Origin of the sequence: Nocardia sp. CA-119907 (assembly GCF_050955995.1) — a bacterium.
Taxonomy (GTDB): Bacteria; Actinomycetota; Actinomycetes; order Mycobacteriales; family Mycobacteriaceae; genus Nocardia.
Genome location: NZ_CP192091.1, coordinates 74,288 through 89,186 on the forward strand (window position 1 = coordinate 74,288; position 14,899 = coordinate 89,186).

A 14,899-nucleotide genomic window follows, 5' to 3' on the forward strand; every position below is an offset into this window, starting at 1 on the left:
ATCGGCCTCCTCCCGGGGCCGAATCACCAAGGTTAGCGGGCGATTACGGCAAAGGAAACTTTTCCGGCGTGCAATCTTTCATAGTGAGATCCTCGGCGCTGACGATCCGCACCGATGAAATCCTCAGCGCGGCTTCACCAATGGGAACGGCAGCGTCTCGCGAATGCTGCGGCCGGTGATCAGCATGACGATGCGGTCCACGCCCATGCCCATTCCGCCGGTCGGTGGCATCGCATGTTCGAGCGCCTGCAGGAAGTCCTCGTCGAGCTCCATCGCCTCCGGATCGCCATTGGCCGCCAGCATCGATTGTTCGGTGAGCCGGCGCCGCTGTTCGATCGGATCGGTGAGTTCGCTATAGGCCGTACCCAATTCGACGCCCCAGGCCACCAGATCCCAGCGCTCGGTCACGCCCGAGATGCTGCGATGCGCGCGGGTCAGCGGGGAGACCGAGGTGGGGAAGTCGATGTAGAAAGTCGGCTCCTGCGTTTGGGATTCGACCAGATGCTCGTACATCTCCAGCACGACCTGTCCGGAGTCCCAACCGTGCTGATAGGACACATGTGCCTTATCGCAGAGTTCGCGCAACTCCTCGAGCGTGGTCTGCGCCGTGATATCGGTGCCGAGTACTTCGGATACCGCGCCGTGCACGGTCTTCACCGGCCACTCACCGGAGATGTCCACCTGCTCGAAGGATCCGTCCGAATTGGGGCGCAGTGCCACCATCGCACCATTGGCCGCCAGCGCGGCGTTCTGAATGAGCTGGCGGGCCAGGTGCATCATCCGCTCGTAATCGGCATGCGCCTCGTAGGCTTCGAGGCTGGTGAACTCCGGATTGTGGCTGAAGTCCACACCCTCGTTGCGGAAGTTGCGGCCGATCTCGAAGACCTTCTCCATGCCGCCGACACACAGTCGCTTGAGGTACAGCTCGGGTGCGATGCGCAGATACAGATCCAGGTCGTAGGCATTGATATGGGTCTGGAACGGGGTCGCGTTGGCGCCGCCGTGCACCTTCTGCAGGATCGGGGTCTCCACCTCGAGATATCCCCAGGTATTCAACGAATCTCGCAGCGAGCGCACCACCGCGGTGCGCTTGGTCAGCACCTCGCGGACCTCGGGATTGATCGCCATATCGACGTAGCGCTGGCGCACCCTGGCCTCGGGATCGGACAGGCCCTTCCACTTGTCCGGCAATGGGTGCAGGCATTTGCCGATCATCCGCCAGTCCGCGGCGAGCAGCGAGAGTTCGCCGCGGCGACTGTGGCCGATCTGGCCGCTGACCTCGATGAGGTCACCGAGATCGAAGAATTCGCCGAATTCGGCGCTGCGCTCGGCGCCGACCCGATCGCGATCGATGACCAGCTGGATATCGTCGGTCCAGTCCCGCAGCACCGCGAAGATCACGCCGCCGTAGTCGCGGATGCGCAAGAGCCGACCGCAGACCCGGACCGTGGTGCCGCGCGGTGAACGGCGCGCCGCCGCAACGGTATGCGTCGGGGGATAGGCGACCGGGTAGGCGTCGATACCCGCGGTCGCGAGCCGTTCCAGCTTGTCCATGCGCACCCGCACCTGCTCCGGGCGGCGCGGCAGCTGTTCCACACCAACGGTATCGGGCAGATCCGGCGGGCTGCCGTCGGCGTGCAGTCCGGTAATGCTGGCGGGCACCGCGCTGTGCAGACCGGTGTGCGTGATGGTTTCGGGTTCCTCGCCGAAGCGCGGCAGGAAGCCCTCGGCGAGCGCACTGGCCATGGCGACCCGGGGTAGTTGCCTGCGCTCCTCGAACAGGAAGAACCGGGGCACCCAGTGCGGCTGATACTTCACATTCGACCGGTACAGCGCCTCCAGCTGCCACCAGCGCGAAAAGAACAGCAGCACACCGCGCCACAGGCGCAGCACCGGACCCGCGCCGATGCGCCCGCCCTCCTCGAAGACCGAGCGGAATACCGCGAAGTTCAGCGAAACCTTGGTGATGCCGTGCTGTTCGGAGTTCAGCGCGAGCTGGGAGATCATCAGCTCCATCACGCCATTGGGGCCGTGCGGGTCGCGGCGCATCAGCTCGAGTGAGGCACCCGTGCGACCCCACGGGACCAGCGACAACATGCCGAGGACGCGGTCGTGCGGGTTGACCGCCTCCACCAACAGGCAGTCGCCGTCCAGCGAATCGCCCAACCGCCCCAGCGCCATCGAGAAACCGCGTTCGGCTTCGGTATCGCGCCAGGCATCCGCGCGGGCGATAACCTGCCGGAATTCCTCGGCCGGGATATCGCGATGGCGGCGGATCCGAACGTGGATCCCGTGCTTGCGCAATCGGTTCGCCGCCTGACGGACCTGCTTCATTTCCGGACCGGCCATTGAGAAGGTCCTGGTGTCGAGAATGGCCTCATCACCGAGGCGCAGGGCCGAGAGTCCGGCCCGCCGGTACGCGGTCGCACCGAGTTCGCTCGCCCCCATGACCGCCGGTGCCCAGCCGAATTGGTCGGCCAGTTGCAACCAGGCATCGATCGCCTGCGGCCAGGCCTCGCGGATGCCGATCGGATCACCGCTGGCAAGGCAGACACCCAATTCGACGCGATATGTCAGCGCCGCCTTACCGCTCGGTGCGAAGACCACCGCCTTATCGCGGCGAGTCGCGAAGTAGCCCAGTGAGTCCTCGACATCGGAGCGTTCCAGCAGACCGCGGATCGCCGATTCGTCGGTGCCGGTCATCGCATTGCCCGCCCGTTGCGAGCGCAGAAGTATGACCACCGCGGCCAATAGGGCGATGGCGCCGAAGAGTCCGAGCAGGAAGTTGACGATCGGGCGCGGATGGCCGTCGAAGTGTTCGTTGTCCACCAGTACCGCGGCGGTCACCCGATAGACCGACCACAGCGGCCGCTGCACGCCCCGCGGCAGCGAGCCGGGGAACAGCTCGACCAACCCCCAGCCGAGCAGACAGCCGACCGCGAGGCCACCGGCCAGCACGCCGAGCGCCTTCCAGCCCGCACCGCGGCGCACCTTGGTATAGAACTCGCGCCAGGACGCGAGGAGCACGCCGATCACGACGATCTGCACCACCGCGGCCACCAGCGAGTTCATATTGCGCTCGTCGGCGAACTCCAGCACGTTGGCCAGCGCGTAGAGCGCGATATAGCCGAGCAGCAACCACCAGGCGATCCGCTTGCGGCTGGCCGTCGCCCCCGCGAGCAGGCCGACCACCAGCGCCCACACGAGGCTGGTGTCCGGTGCGTCGAAGTAGTACAGGTCGATGTAGCGCCGCGGCACATGCGTCAGGTACCGCAGGCCGGGCGAGAGGCTCCACAGGAAGCAGAGCACGGCGAAGACACCGAGCATCAGACCCGCGATGTGCGGGACCTCGCGCAGCCGTCCGTGTCCGCGATGCGGAACCGGCGGTGCCGGTCTGCCCGAGGGCGGTTCGATGTCGGTGCGTTGCCCGGCGTGCGTGATTGTCACAGGACCAGTGTGTACGGTGCCGCGGTAGTGGCGCTCGAAGACCCGGGCATGTCGGTTATCGGCGTTTCATTCATGCGTGTCCTTCGTCGGGGCGGGGGTTGGCGTTTCGCCGCGCTCCCGCACGGAGTAAGGATGTATTCCATGTCCGAAGCAGTCGATGTGCCGATCGATGACGACGTCATTCGACTCGGTCAGTTCCTCAAGCTGGCCAATCTGATCGATTCCGGGTCGGAGGCCAAGACCGTGATAGCCGCGGGGCTGGTCCGAGTGAACGAGGAGGTGGAACTACGTCGCGGACGCCAACTGCACGTCGGCGATATTGTGGCCATCGCCGGTCACAAGGCCAGGGTCGCGGCAATCTAGGTCAGTCCTCGGCGCGGACCACGATGCCATCGTGGTCGCTGTAGAGCATATCGCCGGGGACGAAGGTGACTCCGCCGAATTCGATCGGGATATCGCGGTCGCCGGAGCCGGTCTGGGTGCTCTTGCGCGGATTGGTGCCCAGTGCCTTGACGCCGATATCGAGCGTGCGCAGAATCGCCGAATCCCGCACCGCACCGTTGACGATGACGCCGGACCAGCCGTTGGCGACCCCGCGTCCGGCGATGATGTCGCCGACCAGTGCGGTGTGCACGCTCGCGCCTCCGTCCACCACTAGCACGCCGCCATTGCCCGGTTCACTCAGCGTTTGCTTGACCAGCAGGTTGTCCTGGAAGCAGCGGATGGTGGTGATGCGCCCGGAGAACGCGGCGCGCCCGCCGAACTGAATGAACTGCGTGTCACAGCTGCGGATCCCCGGGCCGATCTCATCGGCGAGATCCGCGGTGGCAATGGTGTTCTGCGATTCGGTCACGGGTGTCAGCTTAGAGTTCGGGCCGCAGTCGACTCCGAACGGACCATTCGGTCTGCCCGTCCTGCTGCCAGCCGACCCTGCCGAGCGACCTGCTAGCAGTTGCTAGCGGTGCCCGTAATGCATCTGGTACTTGATCCGCTCGGTTTCGCGCATCTTGTTGTGGTTGATCCACTCCTGGTCGATGCCGTGCTGGCTCAATCGGAACCGACGCCAGACGTAACTGAGCGATACCGTGAACACGATCAGCGGCACGATCATCATGACGATCATGCCGATCTTCAACCCCATCGGGCCGGGGAACAGCATCCACAGCGCGAAGAACGGGATGAACGGTACGAGGAAGCGGACGAGATAGCGTTCCATGGCCCCGTGCCCGACGAGGTCGTGGATAACCCACTCATGCAGCTCCTCGGGGAGCGGGCGGCCGAGATCGTAAGCGATCCGCTGGCCTATCGTGGGGCGTTTCATATGTTCAGGCTATGCCTGTGGTGCGCGCCACGGACAGCTTCGGCAAATATTCCGCAGCGGGAGTCAGGCGCGGCCGTGACGGCGCTCGTAGGCCAGACGCTCGGACTCCGCGCGCCTGCGCGAGGTGGCATCGGCCAGCGCCGGATCGAGGCCGTGCTTGACCAGACGTGCCCTGCGGTAGACGTACATCAATGCCGCGGTGAAGTAGATCAGCGGCAGATACAGCAGCGCCATCATCGCCAAGCCCATCCATTTCGGACCCGGTACCAGCAGGAACAGGCTCAGTATCGGAATCATCGGAATGAGGAACCGCATCAGATAGCGCCGTGCCGCCCCCGGTCCGGTCAGATCCTCGAGCACCCACGCCGACATCGACTCCGGCAGGGTGCGCCCGCAGATATAGCCGATACGCTGCGGCAGCGTTGGTGTCGTGCGTTGCGCCATGGTGCTCAGCATCCTCCGCCCGGGGTCGAGCGGACAAGTTCGCCCACCCCGCCGCCGGACCCCTGGCAAATGCTCCGCAGGCTCGAAACGGTCGGTCAGCCCTGCCTGCTGGTGTGGAATTCGGCGATCTGGGTGGTCAGGTTGTGCGTGGAGTGCTTGACCGCGATCTTCACGAACGGCTCGATGGTCTTGCCGAGCACCTTTCCGGCAATGCCGCCGGGTACCCGATAGTCGACGATCGCGTCGACGGTGCACAGATCGGGGCCCTTGTCGTGGAACAGGAAGGTCGACTCGATCTCGAAGCCCTTGATCGACTTCACCGCGATCGCGAAATTCTCCTCCCAGCGCACCACCTCGAGCCGCGAATGCAGCGAGGCTGGACCGAGTTTGATGACGCCGTCGAAGGTCGCGCCGACGCCCTCGACCTGTTCGGTGCGCGGGGTGAAGTCCTGGACCTCGGTGATGAAACGCGACAGATTCCGGTAGTCGTTGACATACGCGAATGCGGTTTCGGCCGACGCCGCACAGTCCTCGACGATCTTCACTTCGGTCATGGCCCAACTGTAACGGGTTGCTATCTGTGCGGCAGCACGTGCTTGCATTTGCAAGCGTCAGGCGGTGACCGCCAGTGTCGCCGCCAGACCGAATGCCACCGACATCACCACGACCTCGATGACCGCCCGCCGCAGCGAGGAATCGGCCCGCATCCGATGGTTGGTCGCGAGCGGCACCCAGGTGCGCCGCCACCACCAGCCCAGCGCGAGCAAGCCAACCAGTACAAGAGTTTTCGCGAGCAGAATGCGGCCGTAGCCGGTCGTCACGAACGGGGTGATCCCGCCGACGCGCACCAGTCCGTTCACGATGCCGGTCACCGCGACAATGCCGACCAGCGGCAATGCCACCGCCGAATACCGAGGCAGCGTCACCGCCCACTCACCGCGGGTGCGCACCACCAGCGTGAGCGCGACCAGCAGCCCGAACCAGGCCGCCGCTGCCAGCGCGTGCACCGCCGCGAGCACCGAACCGAAGGGCTGCTGCGACATATGCCCGGTGATCGGCCGCAGCGCCAGCGCTACCGCGGCGAAGACCAGCACCAGATCGGCCGACGCGGTCTCGGGTCGCCGAAACGCCAGCGCCGCGTAGCAGGCGACCGCACCGCTGCCGATCAGCACCGCGATGCCGACCTGACCGCCGCTGATCTCGACCAGGAAGTTGCCGAACTGCGCGCCGGTGAGCTTGCCGACCGGCACGCCGACGACCGCGGCCGCCTCGAAGACCAGCACCGCGAATTCGGTGACACACCAGATCCCGGCCAGTATCGCGAGCATCCGCCATGGCGGCCGCAGCCGATCGTGCAGCCGGGGCAGCGCGGCCAGTCCGAGCACGGTCGCCCCGGCACAGTCCGCGAGTACCCGGACGATGCTCGCGCTTTGGGCGGGAGCCGGAGTGGCCAGGATCAGGGCGAGCGCCACCCCGAGCACCCCGGCCGGGACGACCAGCAGCAACGCCTGCGCGTGCCCGCCGGTCGTGCCCTGCGCCTTGTTCACCCGTGTGCTCTTCTCACCGCTGCGGTTTCCGGCCCCTACCGCCGAACAGGGCGAACGCCAGACCACCGCCGAACAGGACGACGGCGCCGACAATGAAGACCCACAACGGAATTCCGTCGGAATCGCCCTTATCGCCGGAACTGTTCTGGCTGTTGGCCTTCGGGCCCGGCGTGCCATTGCCCGCCTTGGTGAGGGTGAAGGTCAGCTCGCCCTTGACCGGATGTCCATCGGCGGAGGTGACCCGGTACCCGATCTTGTAGACGCCGGTGGGGCCGAGTTCGCCGACCGCGACGCTGACGGTGGGGCCGTCCACCGTTGGGTCGCCCTTCGACCACAAATTGCCGTCGGGTCCGACCACCGTCAGCGCTGGAAAGCTCGTCTGCAACGGTTCGTTGAAGGTGATGCTCACCCGCTCCGGACCGGTTTCGACACTCGCCCCATCGGCGGGCACGCTGCTGACCGGAGACGAATGCGCCGCGGCGGTTCCGGCGGCGAGCACGCCAGCGCCCACCAGGAGCAGACCGGCGACGAATCCGGCGATCAGACGGCGCGTGGTCCTGGTCGCGATGCCGCTCATGCCCGTCGTCCGCGAATCACATTGCCGAGACCGAGCGCGACGCCGAGCAGGCCGAGGGCGAGGCCGATGCCGCCCAGCCAGCGCGCGGTGCCGTCGGTGTCGTTCGACTTCTCGGTGGCTTCGCTGTCGACGTGGTGGCCATCATGTCCCTCGCCGCCCTTGGATGCGGCGAGGGTGAGCGTCGGCGCCGGATGCTCGGGTTCGGAGCCATCGGCGCCCATCGGCTGATCCCATTTGACGACCTTGCCGTCGCTGTAGGTCTGGGTGGCCGGGAAGCTGAGCGTGTCCTGGGTCGGCAGCGGGCCGACCGAGAGCACGAAGCGCTGGAACTGACCGGGGCCGACACCGGGTGCGCCGGGATCGGCGGTCCAGGTGACCGAGGTGGCCTCGGCCTTGTCATTGCGGCTGACCTTGGAGGTCCAGCCTGGGATGGGTTCGGTGCGTGCGCTCTTGAGGTTGGGCAGGGTGACGGTCAGTGCGGTGGTGTTCGCGGTCTCCGATTCCGTCGGGACCTTGAAGGTGACCACCGAATACTGGCCCTGGGTGGCGCCCGGTGCGTCGGCGGTGACGTGTGCGGAGGCGGTACCGCCCGCGAGGAGGACCAGGCCCGCGGCGGTTGCGGCCGTGCAGGCGCGCGAGATCTGCGTGCGCATGTGCGTGAAGTGCTTTCTGTCCGAAGGGGTTTGGGTGCGGCGGGTCAAGCCGGCACCGGCGGCGCGCGCGGACCGATCGCGCCCTTCGGCGGAAAGCTGTAGTGCCCGAGACCGGGATTCGGCCAGCGGATCGGGCCGGTGATCTCGGGCGGTGATCCGGCGGTCGACACCGTGCGAATGACGCTGGATGCCAAGGCGTACAGCCGCTCGGCGAGCAGGATCAGCGCGACACAGCCGAGTGTCGCGATCAGGTGCGCCACCAGCATCCAGCCGGTGGGCAGATACGACCGAGGCAGATCGGTCGAGCTCGGATCGTGGGTATGGGAGTGGTCGATCAGCCCGGTCAGCACCGCATGCCCGGCAAGCTGCCCGATCGCGAGCGGACCGAGCACGGCCACCGCGTCCGGGGCCGAAGGTGCGCGACTACCGCGCAATACACCCGCACTGTAGGCCGCGGCCCGGCCGGTCAGCGCCGAAACAACCAGCAGCAGTGCCGACTCGGCCGAATCCGGAAATCCGCCACCCGCCACACCGTGTGCCGCGATGGCGAGCGCCCCGACCGTGCCGCCGACCAGGCAGCCGCGCAGGCTGCCCGTGGACGGACCGGGACGCATCGCTGGCTCAGCTGACGCCGAGGCGCGCCAGCACGTCGGCTTCGATACCCGACAGCTCGTTCGAGATCGACGCGTGCACGGCGCGGCGGCGCGGCGCGGGCATCTGCTCGGCGGTCCGAATCGCGGCGGTCAGATTGCCGAGCCGGTCCTGGGTGACTGCGACGAACTTCTGGGTCTCGCCCTTGCTCGTCTTATCGCCGGACTGTGCGCCGATCTTGTCAAGGGCGGCTTCGGTATTGGTGATCCTGGCCTGCAGGCGACCGCCGTGGCCGCTGAAATCACCGAGCTGCTCGACGCCGACGCCGAGCTGATGCGCCCGCCGGGTATCGATCTGGCCGCGGATGAAGGTCGCGGCGCGGTAGGCCAGCGGCGCGAGTACGGGTACGAGCACCCGGGCGACTCCGAGGTATTTGCGGACCTGGCTCGCACTGAACGGATCCCGCTCGGCCTTGGCCGCCACCTTGAGTGCGGCCTTCTCCTCCGCCTGCAGGGTGGCGATCTGCGCCTTGGCGACCTTGCTCTGGGTGCGTGCCTCCGCGCGCCGGGCCTTGCGGTCGTTCCTGGCGCCGAGTCTTGCCTCTATGGCGGCCTTGTGCTTGAGGGCTTTCGCCTCTGCCCTGCGGCTCGGCCGCCGCTTGCGCTTCGTGAACAAACCCATCGAAGGCCCTCCGTCATGCTGGTTCACTGTGTCATTTTGCCGGGCCTACGGCACGGCGTGTTCGCGGCCCCCACTTGTCCCGCGTCCGGGCCGTCGAGACCCGCGACTACGTCGCATGCGCTTCGACGACTCGGACCCGAGACGGGCCGCGAACTCCTCGCTCGCAGGACTGGCTCCGAGCGTGATCGAGTCGGCGTCGAATCGTTTGTCGGTCGATGCTTGTCTACCAGAGAAGGCCGCTACGCACCCTCATGTCATGCGGTTCGCGGAGTTGTCAGGGGTCTGGACCATACTGCGTATGTGTATTCGGGCATCGGTGACCGCGACGGTCGCAATCACGAAGGCGGAGCCGACGAGCGGCAGGCCGAGGTGAATGCGGTGCCGACACCCGCGGTGCCGACCGCATTCGTCGATGCCAGGGCGTTGATCGGCTGCCGTCACCGATTGCATTTGAACGCGGACCACCCCGAATTGCTGACCGGGGTGAGCGAGGATGCCGGGGTCCGCCAGCGCCGCGAGGCCGCGACGGCGCACCGCACGCGGGTCCGCGAGGCGCTGATCGCCGCTGATCCGGACAACTGGGTGGTGATCGATCCGACACTGCGTGCGGGAGAGCGGGCCGCCGCCACGATGCGCGCGTGTGCCGAAGGCGCACAACACATCTGGGGTGGATTGCTGCCGCAGGAAGCCGATACCGGGCGCCGGGGCGGTTCGGAGATCCTGCTGCGCGATCTCGATCGTGGCGGCTATATCCCGGTCATCGTGGTCAACCACAAGGTGACCGACCCGCGCCAGCCCGAACCGGCCGACTTCCACCCGACCACCTCGGACCCGTATCACTGGGATCCGCAACCGGATCCGTATCGCAAACTGCGCCAGCAGCCGCGCGACCAACAGCGCCTCGCGCATCTGTACCGCATGCTGCAGCGGCACGGTCTGGCCAGCCCCGCGCTGGTCGGCGGGGTGATCGGCTACCACTTCGACCGCATCCTGGTGCACGATCTCGGCGCGCTGCTCGACGATTACGACCGGCGCTACGCCGATCGCATCGCGGTGGTGCGCGGCGAATTGCCGACCGTTCCCTCCAAGGTGCCCGAATGCCGCCAATGCCCGTGGTGGACGCGCCAGGCGCCTGCCGATGAGGCGCAGGTCGCCGGGCAGAGCTGCGAGGGTTGGCTGACCGAACATCGGGACGTCAGCCTGGTCGCACCCGGTTCGCGCGCGGATGTGCTGCGCGGGCACGGGGTCGAAACCATCGACGATCTGGCCGCCTGGGTCGGCGACGATCCGGACGACTGGCAGCACGGCCCGTTCGATGAGGCGGTCGTCACCGCGCGGGCCTGGCTCGCGGGTGCGCCGCTGGTGCGCCGGGCCGAGCGGGTCTGGGTGCGCCGGGCCGATGTCGAGGTGGACGTCGATCTGGAGAGCTTCCAGGAATACGGCGCCTACCTGTGGGGCACGCTGCTCGACGGCGTGTACCGCCCGTTCGTCACCTGGGATCCATTGCCGACCGAGGACGAGGGCCGGTCCTTCGGCGAATTCTGGACCTGGCTGATGACCGTGCGCGCCGAGGCCATCGCGGCCGGGAAAACCTTTGCCGCCTACTGCTATTCGCGCACCGCCGAGGACAAATGGCTCTACGAATCGGCGCGCCGGTTCGCGGGTCGGCCGGGGGTGCCGACGGTCGATCAGGTGCGCGCGTTCGTCGACGGTCCACAGTGGGTGGATATGTTCCAGGCCGTCACCGACCAGTTCATCTGCCCGAACGGCAAGGGGCTCAAGAAGATCGCGCCGGTGGCCGGATTCTCCTGGCGCGATCCCGAGGCGGGTGGCGAGGCGTCGATGAGTTGGTATCGGCTGGCCGTCGGCTACGAGGGCGAACCCGACCTGAGCCAGCGCACCCGGCTGCTCGAATACAACGAGGACGATGTCCGCGCCACCATGGTGCTCCGTGAATGGATGAGGCCGCGCCAGCCGGGGCCGCACTGCGCCGATCGCGAGGTTCCTGGCCTAGCCGATTTCAAGAGTCGTACTATCGCGACGTGACTGAGCACGTCGAACAACTCGAGTTTCAGGCAGAAACCCATCAGCTGCTCGAGCTGATGATCCATTCGGTCTACTCCAATAAAGACACGTTCCTGCGGGAGCTCATCTCGAACTCCTCCGACGCGCTGGACAAGCTGCGGCTGGAGTCCTTCCGCGATAAGGATCTGCACGTCGACACCTCCGATCTGCACATCGAGCTGGAGGTCGACAAGGACAACCGGATCCTGACGGTCCGGGATAACGGCATCGGCATGTCCCGCGCCGAGGTGGTCGATCTGATCGGCACACTGGCCAAATCCGGTACCGCCGAGCTGCGCAAGAAGTTGAACGAGGCCAAGTCCGAGGCGGCCGCCGAGGAACTGATCGGCCAGTTCGGCATCGGCTTCTACTCGACCTTCATGGTCGCCGACAAGGTCACCTTGATCACCCGCAAGGCGGGGGAGACCGAGGGCACCCGCTGGGAGTCCGAGGGCCAGTCGACCTACACCATCGAAACCGTCGACGACGGTCCGCAGGGCACCTCGGTATCGCTGCACCTCAAGCCCGCCGATGAGGACGATCACCTCTTCGACTACACGCTGGAGTGGAAGCTCCGCGAAATCGTCAAGAAGTACTCCGACTTCATCGCCTGGCCGATCCGCATGCAGGTGGAGCGGACCGTCACCGAGGGTGAGGGCGAGGAGAAGACCGAGAAGACGATTCTCGAGGAGCAGACACTCAACTCTATGAAGGCGCTGTGGACCCGCCCCAAGAGCGAGGTCAGCGACGAGGAGTACAAGGAGTTCTACAAGCACGTCAGCCACGGCTGGGACGATCCGCTGGAGATCATCCCGATGAAGGCCGAGGGCACCTTCGAATATCAGGCGCTGCTGTTCATTCCGTCGCACGCACCGTTCGATCTGTTCACCCGCGAGCACAAGCGCGGTGTGCAGCTCTACGTCAAGCGGGTGTTCATCATGGACAACTGCGAGGAGCTGATGCCGGAGTACCTGCGCTTCGTCAAGGGGGTGGTGGATGCGCAGGACCTGTCGCTCAACGTGTCGCGGGAGATCCTGCAGCAGGACCGGCAGATCCAGATGATCCGCAAGCGCCTGGTGAAGAAGGTGCTGTCCACGGTCAAGGATCTGCAGGGTGCCGAGGATCAGGAGAAGTACCAGACGTTCTGGAAGGAGTTCGGCCGCGTCCTCAAGGAGGGGCTGCTCTCGGACTTCGACAATCGCGAGACGCTGCTGCAGGTTTCGTCGTTCGCCTCGACCGATTCCGACGAGGAGCTGACGACGCTGGCACAGTACGTCGAGCGCATGAAGGACGGCCAGGACGCCATCTACTACATGACCGGCGAGACCCGTCAGCAGATCGAAAGCTCCCCGCATATGGAGGCTTTCAAGGCCAAGGGCCGCGAGGTGCTGATCCTGACCGATCCGGTCGACGAGATGTGGGTCGGCTCGGTCACCGAATTCGACGGCAAGCCCTTCCAGTCCATTGCCAAGGGCGAGGTCGACCTGGAGACCGAGGAGGAGAAGAAGGCCACCGAGTCGCTGCGCGAACAGCAGGACAAGGATTTCGCCGAGGTGCTGACCTGGCTCGGAAAGACGCTGGACAGCGTCAAGGAGGTGCGCCTGACCAACCGGCTCACCACCTCGCCCGCCTGCCTCGTCGGTGATGTCTTCGACTTCACCCCGATGCTGGAGCGCATGTACCGCGCGTCCGGGCAGCTGGTGCCCGAGACCAAGCGGATCCTCGAGCTCAACCCGACGCATCCGCTGGTCACCGGTCTGCGCGACGCCTACGACACGCGCAAGGAGGACGCCGACGCGGGTAAGGTCCCCGAGCTCACCGAAACCGCCGAATTGCTCTACGGCACAGCGGTTCTCGCTGAGGGCGGGGAGCTGAAGGATCCGGCCCGGTTCGCGCAGATCCTCACCGAGCGGCTCACCCGCACGCTCTGAGCGATTTCAACTCTGGCCGCCTCACACCCTGTGTGAGGCGGCCATTTGCGTACTGGTGCTGCAGTGCCGATGCGATTGCCAAGGGCTAGCTCATTTTCGGATCAGCACCTCCTGCCGGATCAATAAGGGCACCCGAAACTCAACGGTTGGAGCGCCAAACTTATTGTGCGCATTGCGATTTCGATTACAACGGTTTGCCGCGGGTGCGGCCGCGGGGGTACAGTCGGTGACAGCGAAGGGGAGTAGCCCGCAATTGCGCTGTCGACATACTGGTCCGTCACCTCATGAGGGTGCGGATCCGGCAGCGTGAACCGGCGTAGATCCGGTGGGCGAGACCTTCGGCCGAGACAACCATTTCGTTGTCGGCCGGAGGCGTACCCGATCTCCTGGCCGACAGGCCGGAGACCCGGGAGTGCGCACCACATGATCACCACCATCCTGCTGAGCGTCGGAATCGTCTTTCTCGCCGAGTTGGGTGATAAGTCCCAGCTCATGGCATTGACGTTCGCGCTGCGCTACCGCTGGTGGGTGGTGCTCGGCGGTATCGCGACCGCGACCGCGGCGGTGCATCTGATCTCGGTCGGCGTCGGATATTTCCTCGGTGCCGCATTGCCGACTCGGGCCATCGCACTGGTGGCCGCCATCACCTTCCTGGCCGTCGGCCTGTGGACCCTGCGCGAGCATTTCGGCGGCGACGACGCTCCGGACGCGGATCCGAAGCCGCCGCGCACGAACACCGCCCCGTACTTCGTGGTGCTCTCCGCATTCCTGCTCGCCGAACTCGGCGACCGAACCATGTTCGCCACCGCCGCACTGGCCACCGACAACAGCTGGATCGGTGTCTGGATCGGCTCGACCATCGGCATGGTCGCCGCCGACGCCCTCGCCATCGCCGTCGGCATCCTGGTCGGCAAACATCTTCCGGAACATGTCATCGGCATCGGCTCCGGCCTGCTGTTCCTCTACTTCGGCACCGCGAGCCTGCTCGCCGCGGCCATCCCCGGCATCGGCGTGCTCACCGGTGGCGCCTTCGCCATCCTCACCCCGGCCGCCTCGGGCGCGGCCCTGCTGATCCGAGCACGGCTCGCGCGCCGCACCGAACTCGTCCCGGACCGGCCAGCGGCCGAGCCCGCGGAGGAGATGCACTGACCGGCCGTCCCCGTCTGCTGCCGCCCGGCCACCCGGTGCCGCACCCGTATTTGCTCCACCGCTAGCCGTCGAGTCGCAAGTGCCGATGTACTGAGCGCTGTTCGGTGGCCCGGGCGGACTGGGCGATGCGTCAGGGCGGATTGCGTGCGCAGCGCATCGCTGGGTCAGCGCGGGGGCACCGAACAGCGCGATCGGAGGTGCCCGCCTTGACGATGCACGCCCAAATGCGTACAACGACCGCTATCCCAGCAACCCACTGACCGCGATGCGCCCCGGGCGGCTTCCGACCATGCCGCACTGGATCGCGGGGCGCCAGCTCTGCTTTGCGCACAGCGCTGAGGCGCACCTCGGAGTGCCGCAACATCGCCTCGCCCGTACAGATCACCGCTGCGGCGTACCAGGTCCAACAGTGGCTTCCGGCGAGCTCTGAGAGATCATCGACGGCGGTGCGCACCGAGCGCTCAGGCGCGCACCTGACCGCGATGCGCCCTGGG

Annotated in this window: 14 protein-coding genes; 4 read left to right on the forward strand and 10 right to left on the reverse strand. The window is 66.4% G+C overall.

Going from position 1 to position 14,899, the window contains the following annotated elements:
* Nucleotides 1-123: 123 nt before the first annotated feature.
* On the reverse strand, nucleotides 124-3,447 hold the full coding sequence (gene lysX, locus ACQP2D_RS00325) for a bifunctional lysylphosphatidylglycerol synthetase/lysine--tRNA ligase LysX (RefSeq protein WP_433681738.1): 3,324 nt from the start codon (nucleotides 3,445-3,447) through the stop codon (nucleotides 124-126).
* 141 nt (nucleotides 3,448-3,588) lie between these two features.
* On the opposite strand from lysX, the gene ACQP2D_RS00330 reads away from it, so the two are divergent.
* Nucleotides 3,589-3,810: an RNA-binding S4 domain-containing protein gene (locus ACQP2D_RS00330; protein ID WP_354958631.1), complete on the forward strand. Its 222-nt coding sequence runs from the start codon at nucleotides 3,589-3,591 to the stop codon at nucleotides 3,808-3,810.
* A gap of 1 nt (nucleotide 3,811) precedes the next feature.
* Here ACQP2D_RS00330 and rraA read toward each other — a convergent pair whose 3' ends face one another.
* The 9 genes from rraA to ACQP2D_RS00375 all read right to left on the reverse strand — a co-directional run bounded on the left by rraA (nucleotide 3,812) and on the right by ACQP2D_RS00375 (nucleotide 9,261).
* Complete coding sequence (gene rraA, locus ACQP2D_RS00335; RefSeq protein WP_433681739.1) at nucleotides 3,812-4,300, reverse strand: ribonuclease E activity regulator RraA; 489 nt, start codon at nucleotides 4,298-4,300, stop codon at nucleotides 3,812-3,814.
* Nucleotides 4,301-4,402: 102 nt separating this feature from the next.
* Nucleotides 4,403-4,768, reverse strand: coding sequence for a DUF5313 family protein (locus ACQP2D_RS00340; RefSeq protein WP_433681740.1), 366 nt, complete (start codon nucleotides 4,766-4,768; stop codon nucleotides 4,403-4,405).
* A 63-nt stretch (nucleotides 4,769-4,831) separates the two neighbouring features.
* Nucleotides 4,832-5,212, reverse strand: coding sequence for a DUF5313 family protein (locus ACQP2D_RS00345; RefSeq protein ID WP_433681741.1), 381 nt, complete (start codon nucleotides 5,210-5,212; stop codon nucleotides 4,832-4,834).
* A 95-nt stretch (nucleotides 5,213-5,307) separates the two neighbouring features.
* Nucleotides 5,308-5,766, reverse strand: coding sequence for an SRPBCC family protein (locus tag ACQP2D_RS00350; RefSeq protein ID WP_433681742.1), 459 nt, complete (start codon nucleotides 5,764-5,766; stop codon nucleotides 5,308-5,310).
* Nucleotides 5,767-5,823: 57 nt separating this feature from the next.
* A complete protein-coding gene (locus tag ACQP2D_RS00355; RefSeq protein WP_433681743.1) occupies nucleotides 5,824-6,759 on the reverse strand; it encodes a CopD family protein in 936 nt (311 codons plus the stop codon).
* A gap of 13 nt (nucleotides 6,760-6,772) precedes the next feature.
* Nucleotides 6,773-7,336 carry a copper resistance CopC family protein gene (locus ACQP2D_RS00360; RefSeq protein ID WP_433681744.1) on the reverse strand — a complete coding sequence of 188 codons (564 nt, stop codon included), beginning with the start codon at nucleotides 7,334-7,336 and terminating at the stop codon, nucleotides 6,773-6,775.
* Nucleotides 7,333-7,989 carry a YcnI family copper-binding membrane protein gene (locus ACQP2D_RS00365; RefSeq protein WP_433681745.1) on the reverse strand — a complete coding sequence of 219 codons (657 nt, stop codon included), beginning with the start codon at nucleotides 7,987-7,989 and terminating at the stop codon, nucleotides 7,333-7,335. The genes ACQP2D_RS00360 and ACQP2D_RS00365 overlap by 4 nt, the downstream gene beginning before the upstream one ends.
* Nucleotides 7,990-8,033: 44 nt before the next feature.
* On the reverse strand, nucleotides 8,034-8,603 hold the full coding sequence (locus tag ACQP2D_RS00370) for a hypothetical protein (RefSeq protein ID WP_433681746.1): 570 nt from the start codon (nucleotides 8,601-8,603) through the stop codon (nucleotides 8,034-8,036).
* Nucleotides 8,604-8,610: 7 nt separating this feature from the next.
* Nucleotides 8,611-9,261: a DUF6474 family protein gene (locus tag ACQP2D_RS00375; RefSeq protein ID WP_433681747.1), complete on the reverse strand. Its 651-nt coding sequence runs from the start codon at nucleotides 9,259-9,261 to the stop codon at nucleotides 8,611-8,613.
* Nucleotides 9,262-9,561: 300 nt separating this feature from the next.
* On the opposite strand from ACQP2D_RS00375, the gene ACQP2D_RS00380 reads away from it, so the two are divergent.
* The 3 genes from ACQP2D_RS00380 to ACQP2D_RS00390 all read left to right on the forward strand — a co-directional run bounded on the left by ACQP2D_RS00380 (nucleotide 9,562) and on the right by ACQP2D_RS00390 (nucleotide 14,405).
* Nucleotides 9,562-11,307, forward strand: coding sequence for a TM0106 family RecB-like putative nuclease (locus tag ACQP2D_RS00380; RefSeq protein WP_433681748.1), 1,746 nt, complete (start codon nucleotides 9,562-9,564; stop codon nucleotides 11,305-11,307).
* On the forward strand, nucleotides 11,304-13,256 hold the full coding sequence (gene htpG / locus ACQP2D_RS00385; protein ID WP_433681749.1) for a molecular chaperone HtpG: 1,953 nt from the start codon (nucleotides 11,304-11,306) through the stop codon (nucleotides 13,254-13,256). The genes ACQP2D_RS00380 and htpG overlap by 4 nt, the downstream gene beginning before the upstream one ends.
* A 423-nt stretch (nucleotides 13,257-13,679) precedes the next feature.
* Nucleotides 13,680-14,405, forward strand: a complete 726-nt coding sequence (locus tag ACQP2D_RS00390) for a TMEM165/GDT1 family protein (RefSeq protein ID WP_433681750.1) — start codon at nucleotides 13,680-13,682, stop codon at nucleotides 14,403-14,405.
* Nucleotides 14,406-14,899: the final 494 nt, after the last annotated feature.